The sequence below is a fragment of the Achromobacter aegrifaciens genome (assembly GCF_902859965.1).
GTDB lineage: Bacteria > Pseudomonadota > Gammaproteobacteria > Burkholderiales > Burkholderiaceae_B > Achromobacter > Achromobacter aegrifaciens.
In genome coordinates this window covers 1,083,903-1,107,519 of the sequence record NZ_CADIKO010000001.1, presented here as the reverse complement: position 1 = coordinate 1,107,519, position 23,617 = coordinate 1,083,903, and the positions used below count along the sequence as shown (strand labels likewise).

Genomic DNA, 23,617 nt, shown 5'->3' with positions numbered 1-23,617 from the left:
GGTAGACACGAGGCTTGTCGCAGAAGGTTTTGGCTGACATATTGCATGTCCAGCAGCCGTTCAAGGCCAATCATGATGCAGAACCCTCCGCATCCGGGTGAAATTCTCCGGGACGATGTAATTGTTCCCTTGGGGCTATCGGTGACCGAGGCTGCCGACAGGCTGGCCATGTCGCGCGTGGCGCTTTCACGGGTTCTCAACGGCAAGGCGGGCATCAGCCCGGATCTTGCCGTCCGCCTGGAACATGCCGGGGCCAGTACTGCCCAGGCTTGGGTCGCAATGCAGGCTAACTATGATCTGTGGCAGGCGCTACAGCATGAGCAGCCGCCCGTTAGGCCGTTGACCTCGACGGCAGCCGCGCACTGATCCTCTCAATTTGATTGCCGAACAGGCCAGCCTCCTGCGGCCTCAAGTAGTAGTCTGCACATGCAGCCGGCTGGACTTGCAGCGGTGCAAGGCGCGGTAATGCTCCAGCGCCCGCCCGTTGGCGCCATAGGCGATGGACTCGATGCGCAGCATGGGTTCGGGATCTTTCATGCCCAGCAATTCGCAGGTCTGGGCGTCCGGTTGCACCGCGTCTATCCAACGTTCCGCGCGCACGATGCGCAGGCCGTACTGTCTGCGCAGCACGTCGTAGAGCGAACGGTTTTCCAGGCGGGTGCGGTGCAGGCCCGGCACCAGGTCCGCGGGCACGGCCGTTTCCACCAGCAACTGCAGTTCGCCGTCGACGCTGCGCAACCGCTTGAGCGCCACGACCTGGCTGTCTTCGCTCAGCCCCAGTGAACTGGCTTCGTGCGCCGTGGGCGCGCGCAGTTCCTGCAGCAGCACCTGGGTGCGTACCGTGCGGCCCTTGCGCTCCATTTCGTCCGAAAAGCCCAGCACGGTGGACACGAAGTCTTCGTCGCGCTCGCGCGCCGACACGAAGGCGCCCTGGCCGCGTATCTTGTAGATCAGGCCGTTGCGGACCAGGTCCGCCAGCGCTTCGCGCACGACGATGCGCGAAATGCCATATTGCTCGCCGAACTCGGCCTCGGTGGGCAGCTTGTCGCCCACGGCCAGTTCGCCTTGCAGGATCTTGCCGCGCACCACGTCGCGGAACTGTGTCCAGAGCGGGGCGCCGGCGCTGCGGTCCAATATGGCTTCGGTGGAGATGGGGCTGCTCATGTCGTCAAAGAGTTTGAAATCGAACCTGTAGCCAAGGCGGAATCGGCGGGCTCTGCCCAGGGCGCCTCGTCTGGAGGAAGTTGAACACAGTGCCGGTCCCGCAGCGTCGCGGTGCAGGCTCGTAACTCGTCTTGCCGGCGCGCCGGGCTCCAGCCCAGCTCGGCTGCGGCGATATCCGCCAGTTCCGCAAGCAGTGCCGGCGTGACATGGCCGCGAATGGCCAGCAAGGTGCGCCGGATCGCCAGGTCGGCCAGGTGCTGCACAGACGTTTCGCGGCACAGATAGCGGATCTCGGCCGTTGAATGATCTGGCGCGTGGCGCAAGGGCTTATCGCCCGCCGCGGCGAAATCCGCCGCCACGGCGCCCGCCCGCGCACCATAGCGCATGAACAGTTCGGCGACGCGCCCGCGGTCCAGCGCGGTGGCGGCCTGAATGCTGTCCAGAAAGCGTTGCCGTCCCGCCGCATCGGCGGGCATGCCCGCGCCTCCACCGATCGCCACCTGCTCGGTCGACTGCCGCCGCGCGCGACCCAGTTGCTGCAGCACCGCGTCGGCCGCCAGTTGCGCTAGCGAACGGAACGTCGTCCATTTTCCGCCGACCAGGCACACCATCGGCACCTCGCGGCGCGAGTTGGGCGGGTCGATCACCACCGCGTGGTCGCGCGATATCTGCCCGGGTTTGTCGGCATCCGACTGGGCCAGCGGCCTGACGCCCACGTAAGTGTAGACCACGTCCTTCCGGCTGAAGTCCAGGCGGGGAAACACCTCATGCAATACATCGAGCAGGTAGTCGATCTCCGCCGGTTCGGTCGCGGCGAGGTCGGGATCATCCACCGGAATGTCGGTGGATCCCACCAGCACCCGGTCCAGGAACGGGTAGACGATGCACACCCGGCCGTCGGACGCCTCGAAGTACGCCATGCGTCCCTGGAGCGCGGTGCGCAGTGCGGGGTGATCCAGGATCAGGTGTGATCCTTTGGTGCCCATGACGCGCGAGCCGTCGCCTTCCAGGGCGCCAGCCGCGCGGTCCAGCCAGGCGCCCGTTGCGTTGACCACCGTGTCGGCAGTCACTTGCACGGATTCGCCGGTCAGCGCATCGCGCAGGGTAATGGCGCGGCCCTGGCAAGCCGTCACGCTGCAATAGTTCGACGCGACCGAGGCCGGGTGGCCGCGATGCGCATCGTCGATCAGCTCCAGCACCAGCCATTCCGGATGCCGTATCCAGGCGTCGTAATACGTGGCCGTCCAGCGCACCGCCGCGCCGAACAGCGCGCTGTCCGCCGCCGGCAGGCGCTCGATGCGATGTTCCGGCATGACGCGCTGGTTGCGGCCCAGCTTGTCATAGAGGCGCAAGCCCAGTCCCACCACGCACAGTCCCCGCGCGCCAGGCGAGGCGTTCAGGCCGGCAAAGCGCAGCATGCTGCCCCACAGTCCGCCGAAGCGGCTGGATAGCGGCACCACGGTTTCCAGCGGCTGCACCAGATGCGCCGCATTGCGCAGCAGCAGATTGCGTTCGCGCGTGGCCTCCGCCACCAGGGAAAATGATCCGCTTTCCAGGTAGCGCAAGCCGCCGTGGATCATGCGCGATGGCGCGCTGCTGGCGCCGGCGGCCACATCGTCCTTGTCCACGATCAGGCAATCCACGCCCTGCAGCGACAGGTCGCGGAACACGCCAGCCCCGTTGATGCCCGCGCCTACGATCACCGTCGAAAAATGGCGTCCCGCCAACGAAGCCGGGCGCATGAAAGCGGATGTGCGAGGAGTCATCGCGCGGATCCCGCAAGATGGCCGAAAGCCGGGGCCATGCTGTCCACCAGGCCATGGAAGCTGGCGTAGAAATCGGCGTGCGCCTGCGCTTCGGTGGCCAAGGGTTCGACCCGTTCGCATGGGGCGGGCAGCAAGTCGCCGCCGCCAGGGTTCTGCGACAGCGCGGCATACAGCGCAGCGCCGCGCGCGCCGGTTTCGTCGTCGCCGCAGCGTTCCACGGCGTGGCCCAGAAAGCCCGCCAGCAGGCGCGCCAAACGCAAGTCCCGGGCGCCGCCGCCCAGCGCGGCGACCTTGTCTGGCACGCCCAGTCCAAGCGCCGCCAGGCGCTTCAGGTGCCGCGCGTGCAGCGCTACCGCGGCGTCCACCACGGCACGCGCCATGTGCGCGCGGGTGTGATGGCCTTGCAGGCCGACGTAACCCGCGCAGGCTCCCGCCGGCCAGCTGCCGCCATTGATGAAGGGCAGAAAACGCAGACCGTCGGCGCCCAGGGGCACGCCCATCGCGCAATCCACCGCCGCGGCCGCATCCTGGAACTGCAAGGTGCGCGCCAGCCAGGCCACGTTCGCCATCGATGAGGGGCTGTTTTCCAGATAAAGCCTGCGGTCCGGATCGCCGAAGCTGACGATGGCGCCCACCTCCGGCTTCGGTTCGCGGGCCGGCGCCACCACGGCATTCACGCACCAGGTGCCGAGCACGGCCACGGCGTGCCCCTGGCGCTCCGCGTTCACCGCCTTCAGCGAGGCGAGCAGATCGATTGCGCCGAGCGCCACGGGCAGGCCGGCGGGCAAACCGAAAGCGGCCGCCTGGGCCGGCCGCAGCCGGCCGATCACGGCGCCGCTGGGCGCGATGGGCGCCAGCGCCGTGGCGGCCAGGCCGGACAGGCCGGCGGCCTCGAAAGCCATCGTGGACCAAGTCCCCGTGTTGAGCGACAGCAGGCCGGCCGTGCTGGCGTCGCTGGCGTCCGTGGCGATTTCGCCGGTCAACAGGAATCCCAGATAGTCCTTGGCGAACAGCAGGTGGCGGATGCGGCGGAGTTGAGCGGCGTCCGCGCCGTAGAGTTCTGCAGCGATCAGCGACGACTGTCCTGACCACGGCCGGCAGCCGACTTCGTGATACAGCGCGTCCCCCATGTTGCGGCCCAGCGCCCGGGCGCGCGCGGCGGCGCGCTGGTCGGTCGATGCCACCGCGCGGCCTTCCAGCAATTGGCCGCTTGCATCCAGCGCATACAGGCCGGCGCCATGGCCGGTGCAGCACAGCGCGCGCAGGTCGGCCAAGCGGGGACCCAACTGGGTTGCCACGCCTTGCAAGGCCCGCGCCAGCGCCGTCTGGATGGCGTCCGCGGGCAGTTCGCAACCGCCTTGCGCCAGTTGCCGATAGGGCAGCGCGCCGCCCGATGCGGCCAGTGTGGTCCCGCTCCCGGCCTCGAAGGCAACCGCCTTCAAGCCCGTGGAGCCCATGTCTATGCCCAGGTAGATGTCTGTTTTCATGTCATAACATTGTCTACAGATATTTCCCGCAGAATAGCAGTGTTTCCCCTAGTAATCTAAAAAATCCGGCTGCAATATAGTTCGTCGATGTCATAACAACGATTCGGCCAAAACAAGGTTGAACAACAGGCACCGAGGGCTGCAGGGTTCTTGGAACGATGCGAAAAAAGGAGCGGAACATGAGACGAGATTTCTTGAAGACCGTAGCGGCGGCGGGCGCCGGCCTGGCGAGCGTCAACGCCTTTGCGCAGAACACCCCGCAAGCCCCCGGGCTGCGCGGCAACGCCAACGACGTCTACGTGATGAACGTGATGGTGTCCGGGGTGGAGTACTGGTTCCCTGTCTACGAAATGATGAAGCAGCTGGGCCATTCGCTCGGCGTGCGCACCCGCTATTCGGGCACGCCCGAGTACGACGTCAACAAGCAACTGGCCTCGTTCGAGCAGGAACTGGCGCGCAAGCCGGCCGGCATCCTGCTGCATCCCATGAACCCCGACCCGTTCATCGAACCCATCAACCGCGCCGCGGCCATGGGCATCCCGGTGGTGACCTTTGCGGCCGACTCGCCCAATTCCAAGCGCGTGTCCTTTGTCACGTCCGACAACGACCGCGAAGGCGCGCAGGCCGCCGACGCTATCGCGGCCTCGCTCAATGGCAAGGGCGAATACGCGGTGCTGGAAAACCCCGGCCAGGACAACCATGACCGCCGCGTTGCCGCCTTCATCAACCGCATGAAGACCCAGCATCCCGGCATGAAGCTGGTGGGCCGCGCGGCCAGCAACCAGGATCCGAACAAGGCCTACCAGGCCACGCTGAGCCTGGCGCAGGCCAACCCCGGCCTGGGCGCCCTGTTCATGCCCGAAGCCAACTCGGCGCTGGGCGCGGCGCAGGCCTCCATCGAGACCAAGAAGAACATCAAGGTCCTGTGCTGCGACGTGAACGCCAAGATCCTGGACATGATCAAGTCGGGCGAGGTCTTCGGCTCCGTCAACCCGAACCAGGGCGTGCAGGGCTATATGGGCATGATGCTGCTGTTCCTGGCGCGCAACCAGCAACTGATCGACCCGATGAATGACGCCAAGCGCAACGGCACCAACCCCATGGCCGTGCCGTTCCTGGACAACGGCCTGTCCATCGTCAGCAAGGCGAACGCCGACGACTTCTATTGGGACAAGTACCTGGCGCGTCGCGGCACCAAGGGCATCAACGAATGAAGGCGCCCGCAGCGCTGCTGGAACTGCAGGGCATCAGCAAGCAGTTCGGCGCGTCCAAAGCCCTGGCCGACGTGCGCTTCACGCTGCGCCGGGGCGAAATCCATGCCTTGTGCGGCGAGAACGGCGCTGGCAAGTCGACGCTGATGAAGATCATCGACGGCATCCACCAGCCCGACAGCGGCGACATCTACCTGGAAGGCGAGCGCGTGGTCATCAACGGGCCGGCCCATGCGATGCGCCTGGGCATCGGCCTGGTGCACCAGGAAATCTCGCTATGCGGCGATGCGACCGTGGCCGAGAACATCTTCATGCCCATGATCAGCGCGGGTGCACAGGCCTGGATGGACTATGCCGGCCTGCAAGAGCGCGCTGCGGCCGTGCTGCGGCGGCTGGGCCAGGACATCGACCCGGGCCTGCGGGTGGATGCGCTGGGCATATCGAGCCAGCAGCTGGTCGAGATTGCCCGCGCCTTGACGCTGGACTGCAAGGTGCTGATCCTGGACGAACCCACCGCAGCGTTGACGGAAGTGGAGTCCGTGGCGCTGTTCCGCGTCCTGCATGACCTCAAGGCCCAGGGCATCGGCATCGTCTACATCAGCCACCGCATGGCAGAGATCTTCGAGCACTGCGACCGCGTCACGGTGTTGCGTGACGGCCGCGATGTGCACAGCGGCGATATTGCGGCGCTTTCTCCGGATGCGCTGGTGCGCTGCATGGTGGGGCGCGATCTGGGCAATTACTACCCACCCCGGCAGGCGGCTGGCGATGCGCCGGCCGAGACCCTGCTGGAAGTGGAGGACCTTGCCGACGGCGCCGCAGTCCACGGCATTTCGTTCACGCTGCGGCGGGGCGAAATCCTGGGCATCTCCGGCCTGATGGGCGCGGGCCGCAGCGAGCTGGCCGAAACCGTGTGCGGCCTGCGGCGCGCGCGGCGAGGCGCCGTGCGGCTGCGCGGCCAGCCCCTGCGGCTGCGCCGCTATGCCGACGCCCTGCGCCACGGCATCGCCTATCTGAGCGAAGACCGCAAGGCAGCCGGCCTGTTCCTGGACATGCCTATCGAACAGAACGTGTCTTCGATGGCGCTGCGCCGCATCAGCTCGCGCTTCGGCCTGCTCAAACGCACGGCGGAACGCAGCCTGGCCGTCGAGCTGGGCGCCCGGCTCAGGCTCAAGTCGGACGGCGTGGCGATCGACGCCAGCTGCCTGTCGGGCGGCAACCAGCAAAAGGTGGCCATCGCCAAACTGCTGGCGACCCGCCCTTCGGTGCTGCTGATGGACGAACCGACGCGCGGCGTGGACGTCGGCGCCAAATCCGAGATCCATCACCTGCTGCGCGACCTGGCCAACCAGGGCGTGGGCGTGGTGGTGATCTCGTCCGAGCTGCCGGAAATCATCGGCCTGTGCGACCGGGCCTTGGTGATACGCAATGGCAGGCTCGCCGGAGAGCTTGCGGCCAGCGAAATGACGGAAGAAAAATTGCTGCGGCTGGCCTCCGGCCTGTCCGCCGAGGAGGCGACATGACGAGCGACCTGAAAACCCAACCGACGGCGCAAGCAGTCCTGATGCCTCCGGCCACCGGCCTGCCGACGGGGGCCCGCCCGGGACGCCGGCTGGGCAGCTTCCGCGAAGCGGGGCTGCTGCTGATCATTGCCGCGCTGTGCGTCGTCATGAGCTTCGCGTCGCCGCATTTCCTGACCTGGGAAAACGTGCGCGCCATGCTGCTGTCGTTTTCCATCGAAGGCATCGTGGTGGTCGGCATGACCATACTGGTCATCGTCGGCGGCATCGACTTGTCGGTGGGCTCGGTGGTCTGCCTGGCCATGGTCATCACCGGCAAGCTCTTCCTGATGGGACTGGACCCATGGACCGCCAGCCTGGCCGCGATCGCCGTCTGCACGATGGTGGGCGCGCTCATCGGCGGCTGCGTCACCCGCATCGGCCTCAGCCATTTCATCGCGTCGCTGGCGTTCATGGTGATCGTGCGCGGCCTGTGCCTGGCCATCACCCAGGGCACGCCGCAATCGCTGTTCTCCTTGCCGCCGCAGTTCAAGTTCATCGGGCAGGGATCCATCGCGGGCATACCCGCCGTCATCCTGATCTTCGCCGCCATCGTCGTCATCAGCGATTTCGCGTTGCGCCGCGCCGCCCTGTTGCGCAAGGTGTTCTACACCGGCAGCAATGAAAAGGCGGCGCTCTATGCCGGCATCCGCACCGGCCGCGTGAAGTTCTGGGTCACTGTGCTGTGCTCGACCTTGGCCGGCGTCGCAGGGGTGGTCTACACGGCCCGCTTCGGCGCTGCCACGCCCAACTTCGGCGTGGGCATGGAGCTCAACGTCATCGCGGCGGTGGTGATCGGGGGCGCCAGTCTCAAGGGCGGCTCGGGCACCGTGCTGGGCGCGGTGCTGGGCTTGGCCTTGCTGTCGGTCGTCACCAGCTCGCTCATCCTGCTGGACGTGTCGCCCTACTGGCAAGACGTCGTCAAGGGGCTGATCCTGCTGGCCGCGGTCACCGTCGACCATCTCATGAACGTCAAAAAGGTTTCACGATGAAGACAACAACACTGGGCGCGTCCGGCATTGCCTGCGAATCCGTCGGCCTGGGCACCTGGGCCATGGGCGGCTGGATGTGGGGCGGCGGGGACGATGCGGCTGCCGTTGCCGCCATCCAGGCGTCCCTGGACGCGGGCGTGCGGCTTATCGATACCGCGCCTGCCTATGGCCTGGGGCACGCCGAAAGCCTGGTCGGCCAGGCGCTCAAGGGGCGCCGCCAGCAGGCCGTCATCGCCACCAAATGCGGGCTGGTCTGGCATACACGCCAAGGCGAGCATTTCTTCGACGAGGAAGGCCAGGCCGTGCACCGCCACCTGGGCCGCGCTTCCATCTTCCACGAAGTAGAGCAAAGCCTGGCGCGGCTGCAGACGGACTACATCGACCTCTACATCACGCATTGGCAGGACGCCGGCACGCCCGTCGCCGAGACCATGGACGCCCTGCTGGATCTGAAGCGGCAAGGCAAGATCCGCGCCATCGGCGTCAGCAACGTGGATCCCGGCACTTTGGCCGAATACCTGCGCCATGGCCCGGTGGACGCCATTCAGGAACGCTACAGCCTGATCGACCGCGAGATCGAAGCCACGCTGATGCCGCTATGCCGCCGCCACAACGTCGGCATCCTCGGGTATTCCTCGTTGGCGCTCGGCCTGCTGGCCGGACCCATCGATCCGGGGCGCCGCTTTACCGGCGACGACCAGCGCGCCGGCAACCCCCGTTTCAGCGTGGCCAACCGCAGCCGGCTGCAAGGCTTCTTCGCGGAACTGGAACCGCTGCGCCAGCGGCTGGACTGCTCGGCTTCGCAACTGATGATCGCCTGGACCACGCGCCCAGGCGGGGTCACCGTGGCGCTATGCGGCGCCCGCACGCCGCAGCAGGCCAGGCAGAACGCCGGCGCTGCCGCGCTGGAACTTACGCCTGAAGACATTGCCGCCATCGACCTGGCAGCCGGGCGTCATCTGCAAACACTGGATTGAACAAGGAATCCCCATGCTGCACAGAAAAGAAGCGCGCCTGAACCGCCTGCTGAACGGCGGCCGCTGCCTGGACATCGCCGTCGACCACGGCGTCTGCAATGAACCCAGCTTCCTGTCCGGACTGGAGGACATGCCGGCCGTGATGGAACAACTGGCCGCCGCGCGCCCCGACGCCATCCAGCTGAACTATGGCCAGGCCGACCTGCTCCAGCAACGCCCCGGCCGCGACAAGCCCGCGCTGGTCATGCGCCTGGACATGGGCAATCCCTACAACGCCACGACCCACCGCGTCATGTGGGCCGTGCTGCAGAACGAGCAGGACCCGGTGCTGCCTGCGGTCCAGATGGACGCGGCCTGCGTGGTGGTCAACCTGTTCATGCTGCCGGACGAGCCCGACCTGTTCCGCCAGTGCGTCGCCAACATCGCGCGGGTACGCGCGGACTGCGACCGCTACGGCATGCCGCTGATGATCGAACCCCTGGTCATGGCGCCGCATTCCGCGCGCGGCGGCTATATGGTCGATGGCGACGCGGAGAAGATCGTCACGCTGGTCAGGCTGGCGCGCGAAATGGGCGCCGACATCGTCAAGGCCGACCCCACGACCGCCACGCGCGATTTCCACCGCGTGGTGCAGGCGGCGCGCTGCCCGGTGCTGGTGCGCGGCGGCGGCCGGGAGGACCTGCGGCAGGTCTTCGAGCGGTCGCGCGAGTTGCTCGATGAAGGGGCGGTGGGGCTGGTGTATGGCCGCAATGTCTACCAGCACGCCGATCCGTCATCGGTGGTGCGGGCGCTGATGGCCATGATCCATGATGACGCCAGCGCCGGACAGGCGTGGGACATCTACGAGGCAGGCGGCCGACAGGATGCAAGGCTCATCGGCCGAAGTTCCTGACACCTCAGCCAGATCCTAATGCTCTTCCTTCGCATGGTTGATCGTGTATTTGGGGATGGCGACGGTAAGGTCCTCTTCCGCGACGATCGCCTGGCAGCTCAGGCGGGATTGGGCTTCCAGCCCCCAGGCGCGGTCGAGCAGGTCGTCCTCGGACTCGTTCGCTTCGTTCAAGGATTCGAAACCCTTGCGCACGATGCAGTGGCAGGTGGTGCAGGCGGCGCTCATGTCGCATGCATGTTCTATTTCAATGCCGTTGGCCAGCAGGGCCTCGCAAATTGTGGTGCCAGCCCGCACCTCAAGCTCGGCGCCTTCGGGCGCCAGCTCGGCATGCGGGAGTACGGTGATTTTTGGCATATCGGATTCCAGGCGCTCAGCAAGCGGATGCGGGTTTTGCCGGCGATTCCTTGCGAGCGCTCCGCAGCACGGCGCCGCCGCGCGCGGCGGGCTCCTGTTCTTTTTCGTCCGGCTGCTCAAGGGTGTGCAGGATGGGGCAATTCGGCCGATCGTCGCCCGCGCAACAGCGGATCAGCGCCTCGAGCGTGTCGGCCATCTGCCGCATGCTTTCGATGCGCCGGTCCAGTTCAGCCAGGTGTTCCTGGGCTACGTGCTTGACGTCCGCGCTCTGGCGCGACTGGTCGTGCCAGAGGCTCAGCAGATCCTTGGTCTCGGCGACTGAAAAGCCCAGGTTGCGGGCACGGCGGATGAAGTGCAGCCGGTGAACATCGATCCGGCTGTAGGCGCGGTAGCCGGACGAGTTCCGCTGCGCCACGGGTATCAGGCCGATCTGCTCGTAATAGCGGATCATTTTTGCCGATACCTTGGAGGTCTTGGACGCTTCGCCGATGTTCATGGGAGTCTCCTCGCTCAAAGGAATGGGTAGAGGCATGAGAGAAGACTAGAGCTTTCCAACATGGGAAGGTCAAGCATGCCGCCGGCCGGGGAGGGGCCGGTCCGGCTGGTTACTGTGGCGTAAAAAAAACATCGGCGTGCATGTCCTGGACGTTCAGTCCGCGCTCGAACGCCAGAGCCATCGCCGCTTCCACCATCGCAGGCGGGCCGGCGACATAGGCTTTCCAGCTTTTCAAGTCCGCGAGGTCTGCGCCGGCGGCTTGCGTGACGAAGCCGGTCCGGTATGGCGTGGCATGCGCCTCGGACAACACGGGCACAAAGCTCAGGTTGGCGTGGCGGCGTGCCAACGCCTCGAAATGCTGGACGAAGTAAAGATCCCGTTCCGTGCGCGCGCCGAAGTAGACATGAATCGGCTGGCTCATGCCGTGCGCGAGCGCGGTTTCGACAATTGAGTTGATGGGGGCCAATCCCGAACCTCCCGCGATGCAGAGCATCGGTCCGGAATGTTCATCGCGCAGATGCGAGGAGCCGAGCGGTGCGCGCAGCGCCACGCGTTCACCAGGTTGCAGCGTGGCGTGGACATAGCCCGACGCGACCCCGCCCGGAACACGGCGGATGTGGAATTCCAGTTCGCGATCGCCTGGCCTGTTGGCCATCGAGTAGCTGCGCGCCGGCGACGGCCCGAACCTGATGTCGGCATACTGCCCGGCGGCGAACGGCAAGGTATTCGTTGCTTCAGGTCGGATCCTTACGCGCATGATGTCGTGCGTCAGTTCGTCCATGGCAACGACGGTCCCTTCCACATTCTGGATTGGCGCCGCGGCGGCTTCGTCGTTGCCCAGCCATGCCACCGCCACATCGCTCTTCGGAACCGCGCGGCACGCCAGGATGAAGCCGCAGCGCGTTTCTTCTTCCGTCAACGCGTAGCGCGAGTGCGGCAGCATTTCCACTGCGCCTTCGATCAGGCGCGATTTGCAGCTGCCGCAGCGGCCCGATCGGCAGCCGTGCGGATAGGCAACGCCATTCTGCAGTGCTGCTTCGAGTATGGTCTGGCCGTCCGGAACCGGCAGCCTGGCTCGCGCCTGCCGGATGTCCACCGTTCTACTGCTCATTGGGTTGCTCCAGATACTTCGGGTTGGTATGGAACGGCATCGAGATGCCCTTTGCCGTTCAGACGGCGGTCCCAATCTATTGCTTCCAACAGTTGCAAGGTCAATAGCCCGCCGCATCCGCCAGCGCATGCTTGACCTTCCTGTCGTTGGAATCCCTAGCCTTGCCGAATTTCTGCAGAGTGCTTCGGAAGGGCCGAAGCCCTGCCGTACAGAAGGGGCATGTCGATGCGTCGAAAATTCAGAATCGTTGTCGTGGCTGGAGCCATCGCGGCGGCCGGAACCATTGCGTGGGCGGCCGGTGATGCGTCCGGAGATGAAAGCAAGCCGCCGCCTTCCGCGGGCGCGCCGATGGCGCCTCAGGTTCCGGTTGCCGAAGTGATCCAGCGTGTCATCGCGCCATCGACCGACTTCACCGGATATCTGGCGGCTCCGGAATCCGTCGAATTACGCTCGCGGGTCAGCGGCGCGGTAGATGCCGTCAGCGTTCCCGAGGGCAGCCTGGTGCGCAAAGGACAGCAGCTGTTCCAGATCGATCCGCGGCCATTCCAGGTGGCGCTCGACACGGCCGCGGCGCAGTTGCGCCAGGCCGAGGCGCTGGCCAGCCAGGCCCAGGCTGACTTCGACCGCGCCCAGCGGCTGGTGGCGACCGGCGCGGTGTCGCGCAAGACCTATGACGACGCCGTGTCCGCGCGCAACGCCCGCCAGGCGGAGATCCTGGTGGCCAAGGCAGCCGTGGCGGCGGCGCGGCTCGATCTTTCCTACGCGCGCATCACGGCCCCGATATCAGGTCGCGTCGACCGGATCATGGTGACCGAAGGCAATCTGGTCAACGGCGGGGCGGGGGGCGCGGCCAACCTGCTGACCACGATCGTTTCGATCGACCCGGTGCACGTGTACTTCGACATAGACGAAGCGACCTACCTCAACGCCGTGAGGCTGGCCCGGCCAGACTCCCAGGGCGGGAAGGCGTCGCTGCCGGTCGCCGTGGCGCTCGCGACGGACCAGGGCTTTCCCCACAAGGGCACGCTGGATTTCGTGGGCAACCAGATCGACCGCGGCACAGGCACCATCCGCGCCCGCGCCGTCGTGCCGAATCCCGATGGCCTGTTGGCCCCGGGGCTGTTCGCGCGTGCCAGGCTGACGACCGGCGCCGAGCGCGCAGCCATTTTGGTCGATGATCTGGCGGTGGGCACGGACCAAGGGAAAAACTACGTCCTGGTCGTGGGAGCCGACAATCAGGCCCAGTACCGCGCGGTGCAGCTGGGCCAGATGGTGGATGGGCTGCGCATGATCAGTTCCGGCTTGCAGGCTGGTGAGAGGATCATCATCAAGGGGCTGGTACGCCCCGGCATGAGCGTCACGCCGCGTATGGTGCCCATGCAGCAGGTAGCCGCTGCGGAGGCCCGCCCATGAAGTTCCCTCATTTCTTCATTGCGCGGCCAATCTTCGCCATCGTCTTGTCGTTGCTGATGCTGTTGGCGGGCGGCATCGCGTTCTGGCAGTTGCCGCTGAGCGAGTATCCCGCCGTCACCCCGCCCACGGTACAGGTGACGGCAAGCTATCCCGGCGCCAATCCGGAAGTGATCGCCGATACTGTGGCGGCCCCGCTGGAACAGGTGATCAACGGCGTGGAAGGCATGCTGTACATGAGTTCCCAGATGGCCGTCGACGGCCAGATGGTGCTCACCATTGCCTTCAAGCAGGGAACGGACCCGGACATGGCGCAGATCCAGGTGCAGAACCGGGTCTCGCGCGCCTTGCCGCGCTTGCCGCAGGAAGTGCAGCGCATCGGGGTGGTAACGCAGAAGACCTCACCCGACGTGTTGATGGTGGTGCACCTGGTTTCGCCGGAAAAACGCTACGACTCGCTCTATCTATCGAACTTCGCCATCCGGCAGGTGCGCGACGAACTTGCGCGCCTGCCCGGCGTGGGCGACGTGCTGGTCTGGGGCGCTGGCGAGTACTCGATGCGCGTCTGGCTGGACCCCACCAGCGTCGCCGCGCGCGGCCTGACCGCCAGCGACGTGGTTGCGGCCCTGCGGGAGCAGAACGTGCAGGTCGCCGCGGGGTCGGTGGGCCAGCAGCCGGATACCACGGCGGCCTACCAGGTGACGGTCAACACGCTGGGGCGTCTGACCAGCGCGGAGCAGTTCGGCGACATCGTGGTGAAGACGGGCGCGGATGGCCAGGTTACCCGGCTGCGCGACGTTGCCCGCGTTTCGCTGGGGGCGGATGCCTACACCTTGCGCAGCCTGATCGATGGCGAATCGGCGCCCGCCCTGCAGATCATCCAGAGTCCCGGCGCCAACGCCATCGACGTCTCCAATGCGGTGCGCGGCAAGATGCAGGAGCTGCAGCAGAGCTTCCCGCAGGATGTGGAATACCGGATCGCCTACGACCCCACCGTGTTCGTGCGCGCCTCGCTGCAATCGGTGGCGGTCACGCTGCTGGAGGCCATCCTTCTCGTCGTCATCGTGGTGGTGCTGTTCCTGCAGACCTGGCGCGCGTCCATCATTCCCCTGGTGGCCGTGCCCGTGTCGCTGGTGGGGACCTTTGCGCTGATGCACATGTTCGGCTTTTCGCTCAACACGCTGTCGCTGTTCGGCCTGGTCCTGTCGATCGGCATCGTGGTGGACGACGCCATCGTGGTGGTCGAAAACGTGGAGCGGCACATGGCCCTGGGCGAATCCCCAAGGCAGGCCGCGATCAAGGCCATGGACGAGGTGACGGGGCCGATTATTGCGATCACCTCGGTGCTGGCGGCAGTCTTCATTCCGTCGGCCTTCCTGTCCGGGCTGCAGGGCGAGTTCTATCGCCAGTTCGCGCTGACCATCGCAATTTCGACCATACTCTCCGCCATCAACTCGCTCACCCTGTCGCCCGCGCTTGCGGCCATCCTGCTCAAGCCGCATCACGACGCGGCCAAGGCCGACTGGCTTACGCGCATCATGGGCCGGGCGCTGGGCGGCTTCTTCCGGCGCTTCAATGTCTTCTTCGACAGCGCCTCGAATGCCTACGTCGGAACGGTGCGCCGGGCGGTGCGCGGCAGTGCCATCGTGCTGCTGCTGTACGCCGGCTTCGTCGGCCTGACCTGGCTGGGCTTTCACCAGGTGCCGAACGGATTCGTGCCGGCCCAGGACAAGTACTTCCTGGTGGGTATCGCACAGTTGCCCAGCGGCGCTTCGCTCGACAGGACGGAGGCGGCGGTGAAGCAGATGTCCGAGATCGCGCTGGCCGAACCGGGCGTGGAGAGCGTGGTTGCCTTCCCCGGGCTTTCGGTCAACGGTCCGGTGAACGTGCCGAACTCGGCGCTGATGTTCGCCATGCTCAAACCCTTCGATGAACGCCAGGATCCTTCGCTTTCCGCCAACGCCATCGCCGGAAAGCTGATGGGCAAGTTCAGTCAGATTCCGGACGGGTTCCTCGGTATCTTCCCGCCGCCTCCCGTGCCGGGCCTGGGGGCCATGGGCGGCTTCAAGCTGCAGATCGAGGACCGCGCCGGATTGGGGTTCGAAGCGCTGGCCCAGGCGCAGGGGCAGATCATGGCGAAGGCCATGCAGGCTCCCGAACTGGCGAACATGCTGGCCAGCTTCCAGACCAATGCGCCGCAGTTGCAGGTGGACATCGACCGCGTCAAGGCCAAGTCCCTGGGGGTATCGCTGACGGACGTGTTCGAGACTCTGCAAATCAATCTGGGATCGCTCTACGTCAATGACTTCAACCGCTTCGGGCGCACCTACCGGGTCATGGCGCAGGCCGACGCGCCGTTCCGCATGCAGGCCGACGACATCGGGATGCTCAAGGTGCGCAACGACAGTGGCGAAATGATTCCCCTGAGCGCCTTTGTGACGCTGACGCGCGGGTCCGGGCCGGACAGGGTCATCCGCTACAACGGCTTTCCGTCGGCGGATATCAGCGGCGGTCCCGCGCCGGGATATTCCTCGGGGCAGGCGACGGACGCGATAGAACGCATCGTCCGCGAGACCTTGCCCGAAGGCATGGTCTACGAGTGGACGGACCTCGTCTACCAGGAGAAGCAGGCTGGGAATTCGGCGTTGTACATCTTCCCATTGGCGGTGCTGTTGGCCTTCCTCATTCTTGCTGCCCAGTACAACAGCTGGTCGTTGCCGTTCGCCGTGCTGCTCATCGCGCCCATGGCATTGCTTTCGGCGATAGGCGGGGTCTGGCTGTCCAACGGCGATAACAACATCTTCACGCAGATCGGCTTTGTGGTGCTGGTCGGCTTGGCCGCCAAGAATGCCATCCTGATCGTGGAATTCGCCCGCACCAAGGAGGACGAAGGCGCCGATCCGCTGGCGGCAGTGCTGGAGGCTGCCCGGTTGCGCCTGCGCCCCATCCTGATGACCTCGTTCGCTTTCATCGCCGGCGTGGTGCCGTTGGTGCTGGCTACAGGCGCCGGGGCGGAGATGCGCCATGCCATGGGTATCGCAGTGTTTGCGGGAATGGTTGGCGTGACCCTGTTCGGCCTGTTGCTCACGCCCGTGTTCTACGTCGTGGTGCGCAAATTGGCGCTGCGACGGGAAGCCCGCCGGGCCGCGACCCGCTCGGCCAAGCAACACGCATGATGGCCAGGAGGAATAACGACATGAAGCATCTTTACACCCGCTCCCGGCGCTGCCTGAAGCTCGCGCCGCTGACGCTTGCGGCCGCGTTGGCCGGCTGCTCCCTGGCGCCGAAGTACGAACGCCCCGCTGCGCCTGTCGACGCGACCTATTCTTCGGATGCCGAGGATGCGCGGCACAAGCCCGATGCGATGGCCGCGGCCGACATAGGATGGCGCGACTTTTTCCGGGATCCGCTCTTGCAGCAATTGATAGAAATCTCGCTGCACAACAATCGGGACATGCGCCGCGCCGCGCTCAACGTCGAAGCGGCGCAGGCGCTGTACCGAATCCAGCGCGCCGCGATGCTGCCGAACCTGAGCGTCTCGGCCAGTGGCGCATCCGAGCGCATTCCGGGCGACCTTGGCGTCACGCAGGACGGCCAGGTCTCGAAGCGCTATGACGTGGCCGGCGTGACGACCGCCTGGGAACTGGACCTTTGGGGCCGTATCCGCAGCCTCAGCGATCAGGCCTTGGCCACATATCTGGCACTGGAGGAGAACCGGATCGCCACGCAGCTGAGCCTGGTTGCCGAAGTGGCCAATGCCTACCTCACGCTGCGCGCCGACCAGGAGCTGTTGCGGCTGACGGAAGACACGCTGGCCACGCAAAAGCGTTCGTATGATCTGACGGCCGATCTGGCTGCGGCCGGCAACTCGACGCAGCTCGACCTGCGTCTGGCCGAGATTGCGTTGCGTAATGCGGAGGCCAACCGGTCCGCCTACACGCGACAAGTAGCCAGGGACCGCAACGCGCTGGTGCTGCTCCTGGGACAGCCGCTGACGCCCGAGTTGTCCAGCCAGCTGGACGCGGCAACGACGCTGCCAGACGGTATCGTTCCATCGGATTTGCCGACCGGACTACCCTCCGAGTTGTTGGTCCGACGGCCCGACATACGCGCGGCGGAGCAGATGCTGCGCGGCGCCAATGCGAATATCGGCGCGGCGCGCGCCGCTTTCCTGCCGGCGATCAGCCTGACGGGCTCGGCGGGAACCGCCAGCGCCTCTCTGGACGGCTTGTTCGACTCCGGGTCGCGGGCCTGGGCATTCCTGCCGCACATCACGCTGCCCATTTTTCGGGGAGGCGCCTTGTTGGCCAACCTGGACGTGGCGCATGTAAAGAAGCGGGTGGAAATCGCCAATTACGAGCAGGCCATTCAGGTGGCATTCCGCGAGGTGGCCGATGGCTTGGCGGGCAAGCGCACGCTTGACGACCAGATCCGTTCGGAGCAGTTGGCGGTGACGGCAAGCCGCAGCGCTTATGAGCTGGCGGAACTGCGGTTTCAGGAGGGCGTGGACGACTATCTCACCTTGCTTGAGGCCTATCGCTCGCTATACGGCGCGCAACAGATCCTGGTGCGCACGCGCCTGACGCGCCTGAACAACCTGATCGACCTCTACAAGGCGTTGGGTGGAGGTTGGTCCGAGCATTCGGCGCGCATGCCCGCCGGGGCATAGGGTCCGCCAAATATCGCCAGGCCATGGAGGACATAGCCAGTCCCCGGGCTTGGGCCGCCGCGTCAAAGCGGCGGCCCAAGCCTTGTCCGCGGCGACCGGGCAGCGATGCTGCTACACGGCCTGCTTCCAGGCGCGCAATTTCGACAGCCCATTGGCATAAGCCATGCAAGTCAGAATCTGGAGTTGGCCGCCCAAGGTTCCAGTTCCTGCGCCCGAGGGCGCGAAGAGGGCGGCGTCCGTGTGCCGCGCTACGCTGCTGACCACGCGTTCCTGCCCCAGACGGGTCAGTTCATGCAGCCTGTGCAGGCTGCTGCCGTTGAAGTCGCGTCGGAAGCCGTGGGTCAGGCGGCAGAATCTGTCCAGCATCGCTTCCCTGCTGTAGAAGGGGGAGCCGGCATCTCCTGCCCCTGCGGCGGCGAACTGCAGGATCATCGTGTTCCAAAGAATGAGGTCGACCAACACGGTGGCGGCATCGATAGGCATGCGATAAGCATGTCCCACCTCGGCCGTCCTTCGGTAGAGGCTCGCGCGTATGGTGGCCGCCTCGACGCGGAATTGCCTGTGCCGGTCGCGGAGGTTACACAGCAGCTCTTGCCTGGATGCGGGTAGTTTCATCGGATCTTTCCACCAAGTCGTCGCGGATCGGGCCGTCGGATTGAGTCTGACGGGTTGCGCGCCTCGGGCGTGGTGCCGGCCGCAGGAAAGCGGGCAGGGAGCGCATACGCCCGGGGCCAAGGCGGAAATCCTGGGGTTTTCCACCGTTGGAATGTCAATGCCGAACGAAAATCGCGCAGCGCCTGCGGAAATCCGCACGATGGGTCTAAAATCCGCACACGTTTCGATCCGCCCCTGCGCAAGCGGCAGGTCCCTCGCACGTAACATCCCCACGCCATTGCAGCCAACCATCGGTCAGACTTCCGCTTCCACGCCGCCAAGTTCGTCCTATGCCGCCCGCATCCATCAGGTGCAGGTCGACGCATTGCGCCGAAGCTTTCCGTTCGCCCTGGCCGGGTCGCTGATCAGCGCCTGTTTTTCCGCATTCGCCTTGGTCGGCGTGCTGCCCCACCACGAGATCCTGCTGTGGCTGGGCGCCACGTTGGCCGTGGGTGTGCTGCGCTGGGCCGCCGTGGTGGCGTACGACCGCCATCGCGCCGATCCGTCAGCGGCGCAGCGCTGGGTGCGCCGCATGCTGGCGGGGAATCTGTGCTCCGGCATCCTGTGGGGACTGCCCCTGGCCTACTGGACGTTTTTCGTCCCGCTGGAGTATCAGCTGTTCTTCATCGTCATCCTGTTCGGACTGGGTACGGGCGCCATCTATTCGAACTACATGATGCTGCCGGTGATGTACGCGTTCGAAGTGCCGGCTTTCGCGCCGATGTTCATCGCGCTGGCGGCGCAGCCTTCCGCCATCCATCTGGCGCTGGTGACGGGCGGCCTGGCATATCTGGTCGCGACCCTGGCGTTCATCCATCGCATGAACCGCACCCACCTGGACGCGTTGCGGCTGGGTTATGAAAACCTGGCGCTGCTGGAACAGGTGCGCCAGGAGAAGATAGCGGCCGAACGCAGCGATCTGGAGAAGTCCCGCTTTCTTGCTGCGGCCAGCCACGACCTGCGCCAGCCCGTGCATGCGGTGAACTTGTTCCTGGGCTTGCTGGCGAACGAACCCCTGTCCCGGCACGGGCGCTATCTGGTCGACAACATCACCAGCGCGCTGTCGGCGATGGGCCATCTGTTCGACGCGCTGTTGAATCTGTCGCGGCTGGACGCCGGCGTCATCGAACCTCGTTTCGAGACGTTCAGGATGCAGCCGCTGCTGGACCAGCTCAAGGCCGAATACGCGCCGCAGGCCAGCGAGAAGGGGATACGGCTGCGGGTGCGCGCGTGCGCGGCCAGCGTGCGTTCGGATCCCGTGCTGCTGGAGCGCATGCTGCGCAATCTGATCAGCAATGCCATCGTGCACTCCGACGGCGGCCGCGTCCTGGTGGGCTGCCGCAGGCGCGGAAGCCGATTGCGCATCGAGGTCTGGGACAACGGCCCGGGGATTCCCAAGGCCGAGCAGGAGCGCGTCTTCTGGGAGTTCCATCAACTGGCCAATCCCGAGCGCGACCGCAGCAAGGGCCTGGGCTTGGGCCTGGCCATCGTGCGCCGCACCGCCAGGCTGCTGGCCCACGAACTGGCGCTGCGCTCGGAAGAAGGCCGCAGCACGGTGTTCGCGGTCACGGCGCCGCTGTCGGATCCGGCCGCGGCAGGCCTTTCGATCACGGATGCCAATGCGGGACTGCCCCGGGCGCCTGCAAGTGAAGACAGCCTGCGCGGCAAGCTGGCGCTGCTGGTGGACGACGACGCGCAGAACCTGGCGGGCCTGTCGATGCTGTTCGAAAGCTGGGGCTGCCGCGTCATCGCCGCGACCAGCGGCAATGCACTGTTCGAGCGCGTGCTGCCGCTGGCTGAAACGCCGGCCCTGATCGTCACGGATTACCGGCTGCGCGAACACGAGACCGGCATTCACGTAATCGAAAGGCTGCGCGAGGAATACAACGATCCCGATCTGCCTGCCTTGCTGGTCAGCGGCGATACCGATCCGGCGCGCCTGACCGAGGCTGCCGCGCGCGGCGTGCCGCTCTTGCACAAGCCCGTGCAAGTCCAGGCTTTGCGCGAGCACGTGACGGGCCTGCTGCATGCCAGGGAAGCAGCGCCCCTTCCCGGAGATGCCGAATGACGGCAGTGTTATTGGTCGACGACCACGCCATGTTCCGCGAAGCGCTGGTGATGGCGTTGGGCCAGGGCGTGGCCGGCCTGGAGATCCATCCCGCGGCCAGCGGCCAGGAAGCGCTGGAGATACTGGATCGGCATACGGCGATCCAGCACGTCATCATGGATTTCTACCTGCCCGACATGGCTGGCGCCGACTTGCTCAAACGCTTGCGTCAGCGCCGGTCGAAGTTGCGCATCCTGGTGCTGTCGGCCTCGCAAGATCCCGAGGACATGCGCCGGGCGCTGGAGGCCGGCGCGCAGGGCTTCCTGAACAAGTCCGCCAGCTGCCAGGAGCTGGCCGCCGCGCTGGAAGCGGTCAACGAGGCGGCGCCGCCGCAGCGCCGCGCGCTGTCCGCAGGCGACCAGGACGAAGCAGCCTTGCTGCGCGCGCTGACGCCTCGCCAGGTCGAGGTGCTATGCCTGATGTGCGACGGACTGCGCAACAAGGAAATCTCGGAACGGCTGAACATGACCGAGAAGACCGTCAAGACGCATGTGTCGGCCATTCTGGGCACCCTGGGCGTGCTCAATCGTACGCAGGCGACGCTAGTGGCGCGGCGCGGCGGCGTGTTCGGGAAGCCGGCATAGGCGGCTGCCCGCTGTCGCTGGCCACCTTGCCGGCTACCAGCGAGATCTCGCGTCCGGCCGTCGCAATCGTGTCGGGGCGATGCGCCACGATCACCCGCGCGGTGCGTACGCATCGGTCTTTGGCCGGCAGGGAGATTGCGCTTGCGCTCAGAAGCTCGCCCGGCCCTCGCCCATGCGCGCGCCCGTCACCATCTCTGTCACCCAGTTGACCAGGATCGAGGTATACGCGCGTTGCGCCGGCTTTTCCGTCAGCGCGTGATCGGCGCCGTCGATGATGCGGTGGGTCAATGAGTGCGAACGGCGGAAGGCCGATCGGTAGCTCATGATGGTGGAGTGCGGGATATAGATGTCGTGCTCCGCTTCCACCAGCAGCACGTCGCCGGAGAATTCCGTGCAAGCCTTCAGCGCGCGGTTTTCTTCCGGCGGCACGTAGGCGCTGCGGTAGGCGCGCAGCGTGTCGCGGTTGAGCTGGTTCTTGGGCACCAGCCATTCGTCGTCGCGATACAAGGCGGGGACATGCAACGCAAGCCAGCGCACCCGGCGCAGCGTGCAGAGCAGGGCGGCCAGATAGCCGCCGTAGCTGCTGCCCACTACGGCGATGGAACCGGAGTCCAGCGCGGGGTGGAGCGACAGCCTGTCGTAGGCCGCCACCACGTCGCGCAGATTGTCCTCGCGGGTCACCTGTAGTTGCTGGGCCCGGGTGCCTGCATGACCGCGCAGGTCGAAGGTCAGGCAGACACAGCCCAGCGCGGCGATCCCCTTGGCCCGGGACAGGTCAAATTCCTGGCTGCCGCCCCAGCCGTGGATAAACAGCACGCCAGGGACCTTGTCCTGCGGAGTGAGAAAGGTCGCCTCGAGCGACACGTCGTCGACTTCCAGAGCGGTAGGGGTGCTATGCGCCGCCATCTTGCGCCTCCAGGATGCCTCCCGATTTGCTGATCTGGCCGATGGCGCTGTCGACCCCGTGGAACACCAGCCGTTGCGCGATTGGCACGGGTTCGCCGGCGCCGTAGCGTTCGCGGGTCTCGGCGCGCACTTCCATCAGCGCCGGTGACAGCGCGAAGGCCTGCATGGCGGCCAGTTCGGCCAGGCTGGCGCCGCCAGCGCGCCAGGATTGCTCCAGCACGCCGGCGCGCGCGCCGCCGTCCGCCGCGCGCCCGATCGCCACGTCGTAATTGCGCCGCGATGCGATCAATTGCGGATAGGCGGCCCAGGCCGCCGTGTCATAACGGCACGCCAGCTCGATGGCGCGTCGCTCATCCGCGCGAAGATCCAGCGCGCGCAGGGCGTCAAAACCGCCGCGCGCCACGCGCAGCTCGGACCCGCCGTACACCTGGCAGCCCTGATTGTCGTCGGTCAGCGATTGGGTGCCCACGTAGGCGATCTCCATCTGGCCCACTTTCGACCAGCCCACGCTATACGTTTCGATTTCCTCCAGGTCTTCTTCCAGCACCAGACCCAGGCGCTGCATCAAGCGCGGGGATTGCTCGGCCAGGGCAGCCCGCAGCGCATCCAGGCTCCTGACCACGACCTGTCCGCGACCCGCCGTGGCGTCCGCGGGCTTCACGCGTACCGTGCCGCGTGCGAGCAAGCGTCGTCCTGCGGCCAGGGCGTCTTCGGGGCAAAAGGCGGTATAGCCTTCCAGCACGGCGTCGCCCAGCATGTCCGCCAGTGCCATGGACCAGCTGGCAGGGCGGGAGGCCTGCGGCCCCACCAGTCCGTGGCTGATGGATTTGGTGGCCACGAACGCATGCGGCGCCACGCCGCCGTAAAGGTCTGTCTCGCTGACGATGCCCAGCACGGCGGCGCGCCTGGCGCCTATGATGGTGCGATCAGGCACATAATAGGGAACCACCCCGCCGCCGTGGCGGCTGGGTCGGTAATCGGGCACGTAGCGTCTGCCCAGCAACGCGGCCAGTCGGGCGGCTTGGGCATCGAGTGATGCCACCTCGTGTTCGGAGGCCCGCGCGCGCCGGGGAAAAGCCGCCACGATGCCTTCCGAGCGGGAATCGGGTAGGGATGTCATGGCAGGCAACTCAGCAAGCGGCGTGCCTGTGCAGGAATCGCGGTCCGGGGAGCCGGCGGCGGCGCAGTCAGGCGCGGGCCGGGCGTCGGGCATGGAAGTTGCTGCTCTGCGTTTTCCGCCGTGGCGATGGCTGCCGTTGTGGTGGCATCCGAAGCCGC

Annotated in this window: 20 protein-coding genes; 11 read left to right on the top strand and 9 right to left on the bottom strand. The window is 66.2% G+C overall.

Annotated elements, in window-relative coordinates; all coding sequences use genetic code 11:
• Nucleotides 1-75 precede the first annotated feature (75 nt).
• The gene (locus tag HV793_RS05140; RefSeq protein WP_217481773.1) at nt 76-366 is read left to right on the top strand and encodes a HigA family addiction module antitoxin; all 291 of its coding nucleotides are present in this window, start codon (nt 76-78) and stop codon (nt 364-366) included.
• 42 nt (nt 367-408) lie between these two features.
• On the opposite strand, the gene HV793_RS05135 is transcribed toward HV793_RS05140, so the two are convergent.
• Genes HV793_RS05135 through HV793_RS05125 form a run of 3 tightly spaced genes read right to left on the bottom strand, consistent with a single transcriptional unit; the run spans nt 409 to nt 4,417 of the window.
• Complete coding sequence (locus tag HV793_RS05135; protein WP_054455126.1) at nt 409-1,164, bottom strand: GntR family transcriptional regulator; 756 nt, start codon at nt 1,162-1,164, stop codon at nt 409-411.
• Entirely contained in the window at nt 1,161-2,930 is a 1,770-nt protein-coding gene (locus tag HV793_RS05130) for a glycerol-3-phosphate dehydrogenase/oxidase (RefSeq protein WP_054455124.1), read from the bottom strand. Before HV793_RS05130 ends, HV793_RS05135 begins: the two co-directional genes overlap by 4 nt.
• A complete protein-coding gene (locus tag HV793_RS05125; RefSeq protein ID WP_175212778.1) occupies nt 2,927-4,417 on the bottom strand; it encodes an FGGY family carbohydrate kinase in 1,491 nt (496 codons plus the stop codon). Before HV793_RS05125 ends, HV793_RS05130 begins: the two co-directional genes overlap by 4 nt.
• Before the next feature lie 179 nt (nt 4,418-4,596).
• Between HV793_RS05125 and HV793_RS05120 the strand changes: the two genes are divergently transcribed.
• From HV793_RS05120 to HV793_RS05100, 5 genes are read left to right on the top strand one after another with little or no spacing between them, the layout of a single operon-like run.
• Nucleotides 4,597-5,631, top strand: coding sequence for a substrate-binding domain-containing protein (locus HV793_RS05120; protein WP_054455120.1), 1,035 nt, complete (start codon nt 4,597-4,599; stop codon nt 5,629-5,631).
• Nucleotides 5,628-7,151 carry a sugar ABC transporter ATP-binding protein gene (locus tag HV793_RS05115; protein ID WP_119452145.1) on the top strand — a complete coding sequence of 508 codons (1,524 nt, stop codon included), beginning with the start codon at nt 5,628-5,630 and terminating at the stop codon, nt 7,149-7,151. The genes HV793_RS05120 and HV793_RS05115 overlap by 4 nt, the downstream gene beginning before the upstream one ends.
• Nucleotides 7,152-7,192: 41 nt before the next feature.
• Nucleotides 7,193-8,179, top strand: a complete 987-nt coding sequence (locus HV793_RS05110; RefSeq protein WP_175161234.1) for an ABC transporter permease — start codon at nt 7,193-7,195, stop codon at nt 8,177-8,179.
• On the top strand, nt 8,176-9,156 hold the full coding sequence (locus tag HV793_RS05105) for an aldo/keto reductase (protein ID WP_175212777.1): 981 nt from the start codon (nt 8,176-8,178) through the stop codon (nt 9,154-9,156). The genes HV793_RS05110 and HV793_RS05105 overlap by 4 nt, the downstream gene beginning before the upstream one ends.
• A gap of 13 nt (nt 9,157-9,169) precedes the next feature.
• Nucleotides 9,170-10,048 carry a class I fructose-bisphosphate aldolase gene (locus HV793_RS05100; protein WP_054455113.1) on the top strand — a complete coding sequence of 293 codons (879 nt, stop codon included), beginning with the start codon at nt 9,170-9,172 and terminating at the stop codon, nt 10,046-10,048.
• 15 nt (nt 10,049-10,063) lie between these two features.
• Here HV793_RS05100 and fdx read toward each other — a convergent pair whose 3' ends face one another.
• The 3 genes from fdx to HV793_RS05085 form a co-directional block, all read right to left on the bottom strand.
• On the bottom strand, nt 10,064-10,402 hold the full coding sequence (fdx, locus tag HV793_RS05095) for an ISC system 2Fe-2S type ferredoxin (protein ID WP_054455112.1): 339 nt from the start codon (nt 10,400-10,402) through the stop codon (nt 10,064-10,066).
• A 16-nt stretch (nt 10,403-10,418) separates the two neighbouring features.
• Nucleotides 10,419-10,898, bottom strand: coding sequence for a Cu(I)-responsive transcriptional regulator (gene cueR, locus HV793_RS05090; RefSeq protein ID WP_054455110.1), 480 nt, complete (start codon nt 10,896-10,898; stop codon nt 10,419-10,421).
• Between the two features lie 109 nt (nt 10,899-11,007).
• A complete protein-coding gene (locus HV793_RS05085) occupies nt 11,008-12,009 on the bottom strand; it encodes a 2Fe-2S iron-sulfur cluster-binding protein (protein WP_175212776.1) in 1,002 nt (333 codons plus the stop codon).
• Between the two features lie 348 nt (nt 12,010-12,357).
• On the opposite strand from HV793_RS05085, the gene HV793_RS05080 reads away from it, so the two are divergent.
• The 3 genes from HV793_RS05080 to HV793_RS05070 are packed head-to-tail and all read left to right on the top strand — an operon-like array spanning nt 12,358 to nt 18,088.
• Nucleotides 12,358-13,422 carry an efflux RND transporter periplasmic adaptor subunit gene (locus tag HV793_RS05080; RefSeq protein ID WP_280528335.1) on the top strand — a complete coding sequence of 355 codons (1,065 nt, stop codon included), beginning with the start codon at nt 12,358-12,360 and terminating at the stop codon, nt 13,420-13,422.
• The gene (locus HV793_RS05075) at nt 13,419-16,595 is read left to right on the top strand and encodes an efflux RND transporter permease subunit (protein WP_125471752.1); all 3,177 of its coding nucleotides are present in this window, start codon (nt 13,419-13,421) and stop codon (nt 16,593-16,595) included. The genes HV793_RS05080 and HV793_RS05075 overlap by 4 nt, the downstream gene beginning before the upstream one ends.
• 20 nt (nt 16,596-16,615) lie before the next feature.
• Entirely contained in the window at nt 16,616-18,088 is a 1,473-nt protein-coding gene (locus HV793_RS05070; protein WP_175212775.1) for an efflux transporter outer membrane subunit, read from the top strand.
• A gap of 111 nt (nt 18,089-18,199) precedes the next feature.
• Here the strand turns inward: HV793_RS05070 and HV793_RS05065 are convergent, their stop codons facing one another.
• A complete protein-coding gene (locus HV793_RS05065) occupies nt 18,200-18,703 on the bottom strand; it encodes a ClbS/DfsB family four-helix bundle protein (protein WP_175161176.1) in 504 nt (167 codons plus the stop codon).
• A 277-nt stretch (nt 18,704-18,980) separates the two neighbouring features.
• On the opposite strand from HV793_RS05065, the gene HV793_RS05060 reads away from it, so the two are divergent.
• Nucleotides 18,981-20,810, top strand: coding sequence for an ATP-binding response regulator (locus HV793_RS05060; RefSeq protein WP_175212774.1), 1,830 nt, complete (start codon nt 18,981-18,983; stop codon nt 20,808-20,810).
• Nucleotides 20,807-21,433 carry a response regulator transcription factor gene (locus HV793_RS05055; protein WP_054455098.1) on the top strand — a complete coding sequence of 209 codons (627 nt, stop codon included), beginning with the start codon at nt 20,807-20,809 and terminating at the stop codon, nt 21,431-21,433. The genes HV793_RS05060 and HV793_RS05055 overlap by 4 nt, the downstream gene beginning before the upstream one ends.
• 147 nt (nt 21,434-21,580) lie before the next feature.
• On the opposite strand, the gene HV793_RS05050 is transcribed toward HV793_RS05055, so the two are convergent.
• Both HV793_RS05050 and HV793_RS05045 read right to left on the bottom strand, forming a co-directional pair.
• The gene (locus tag HV793_RS05050) at nt 21,581-22,339 is read right to left on the bottom strand and encodes an alpha/beta hydrolase family protein (RefSeq protein WP_054455097.1); all 759 of its coding nucleotides are present in this window, start codon (nt 22,337-22,339) and stop codon (nt 21,581-21,583) included.
• Nucleotides 22,326-23,459 (bottom strand): DUF3182 family protein, encoded by a 1,134-nt coding sequence (locus tag HV793_RS05045; protein ID WP_054455094.1) that lies wholly within the window; start codon nt 23,457-23,459, stop codon nt 22,326-22,328. Before HV793_RS05045 ends, HV793_RS05050 begins: the two co-directional genes overlap by 14 nt.
• Nucleotides 23,460-23,617: the final 158 nt, after the last annotated feature.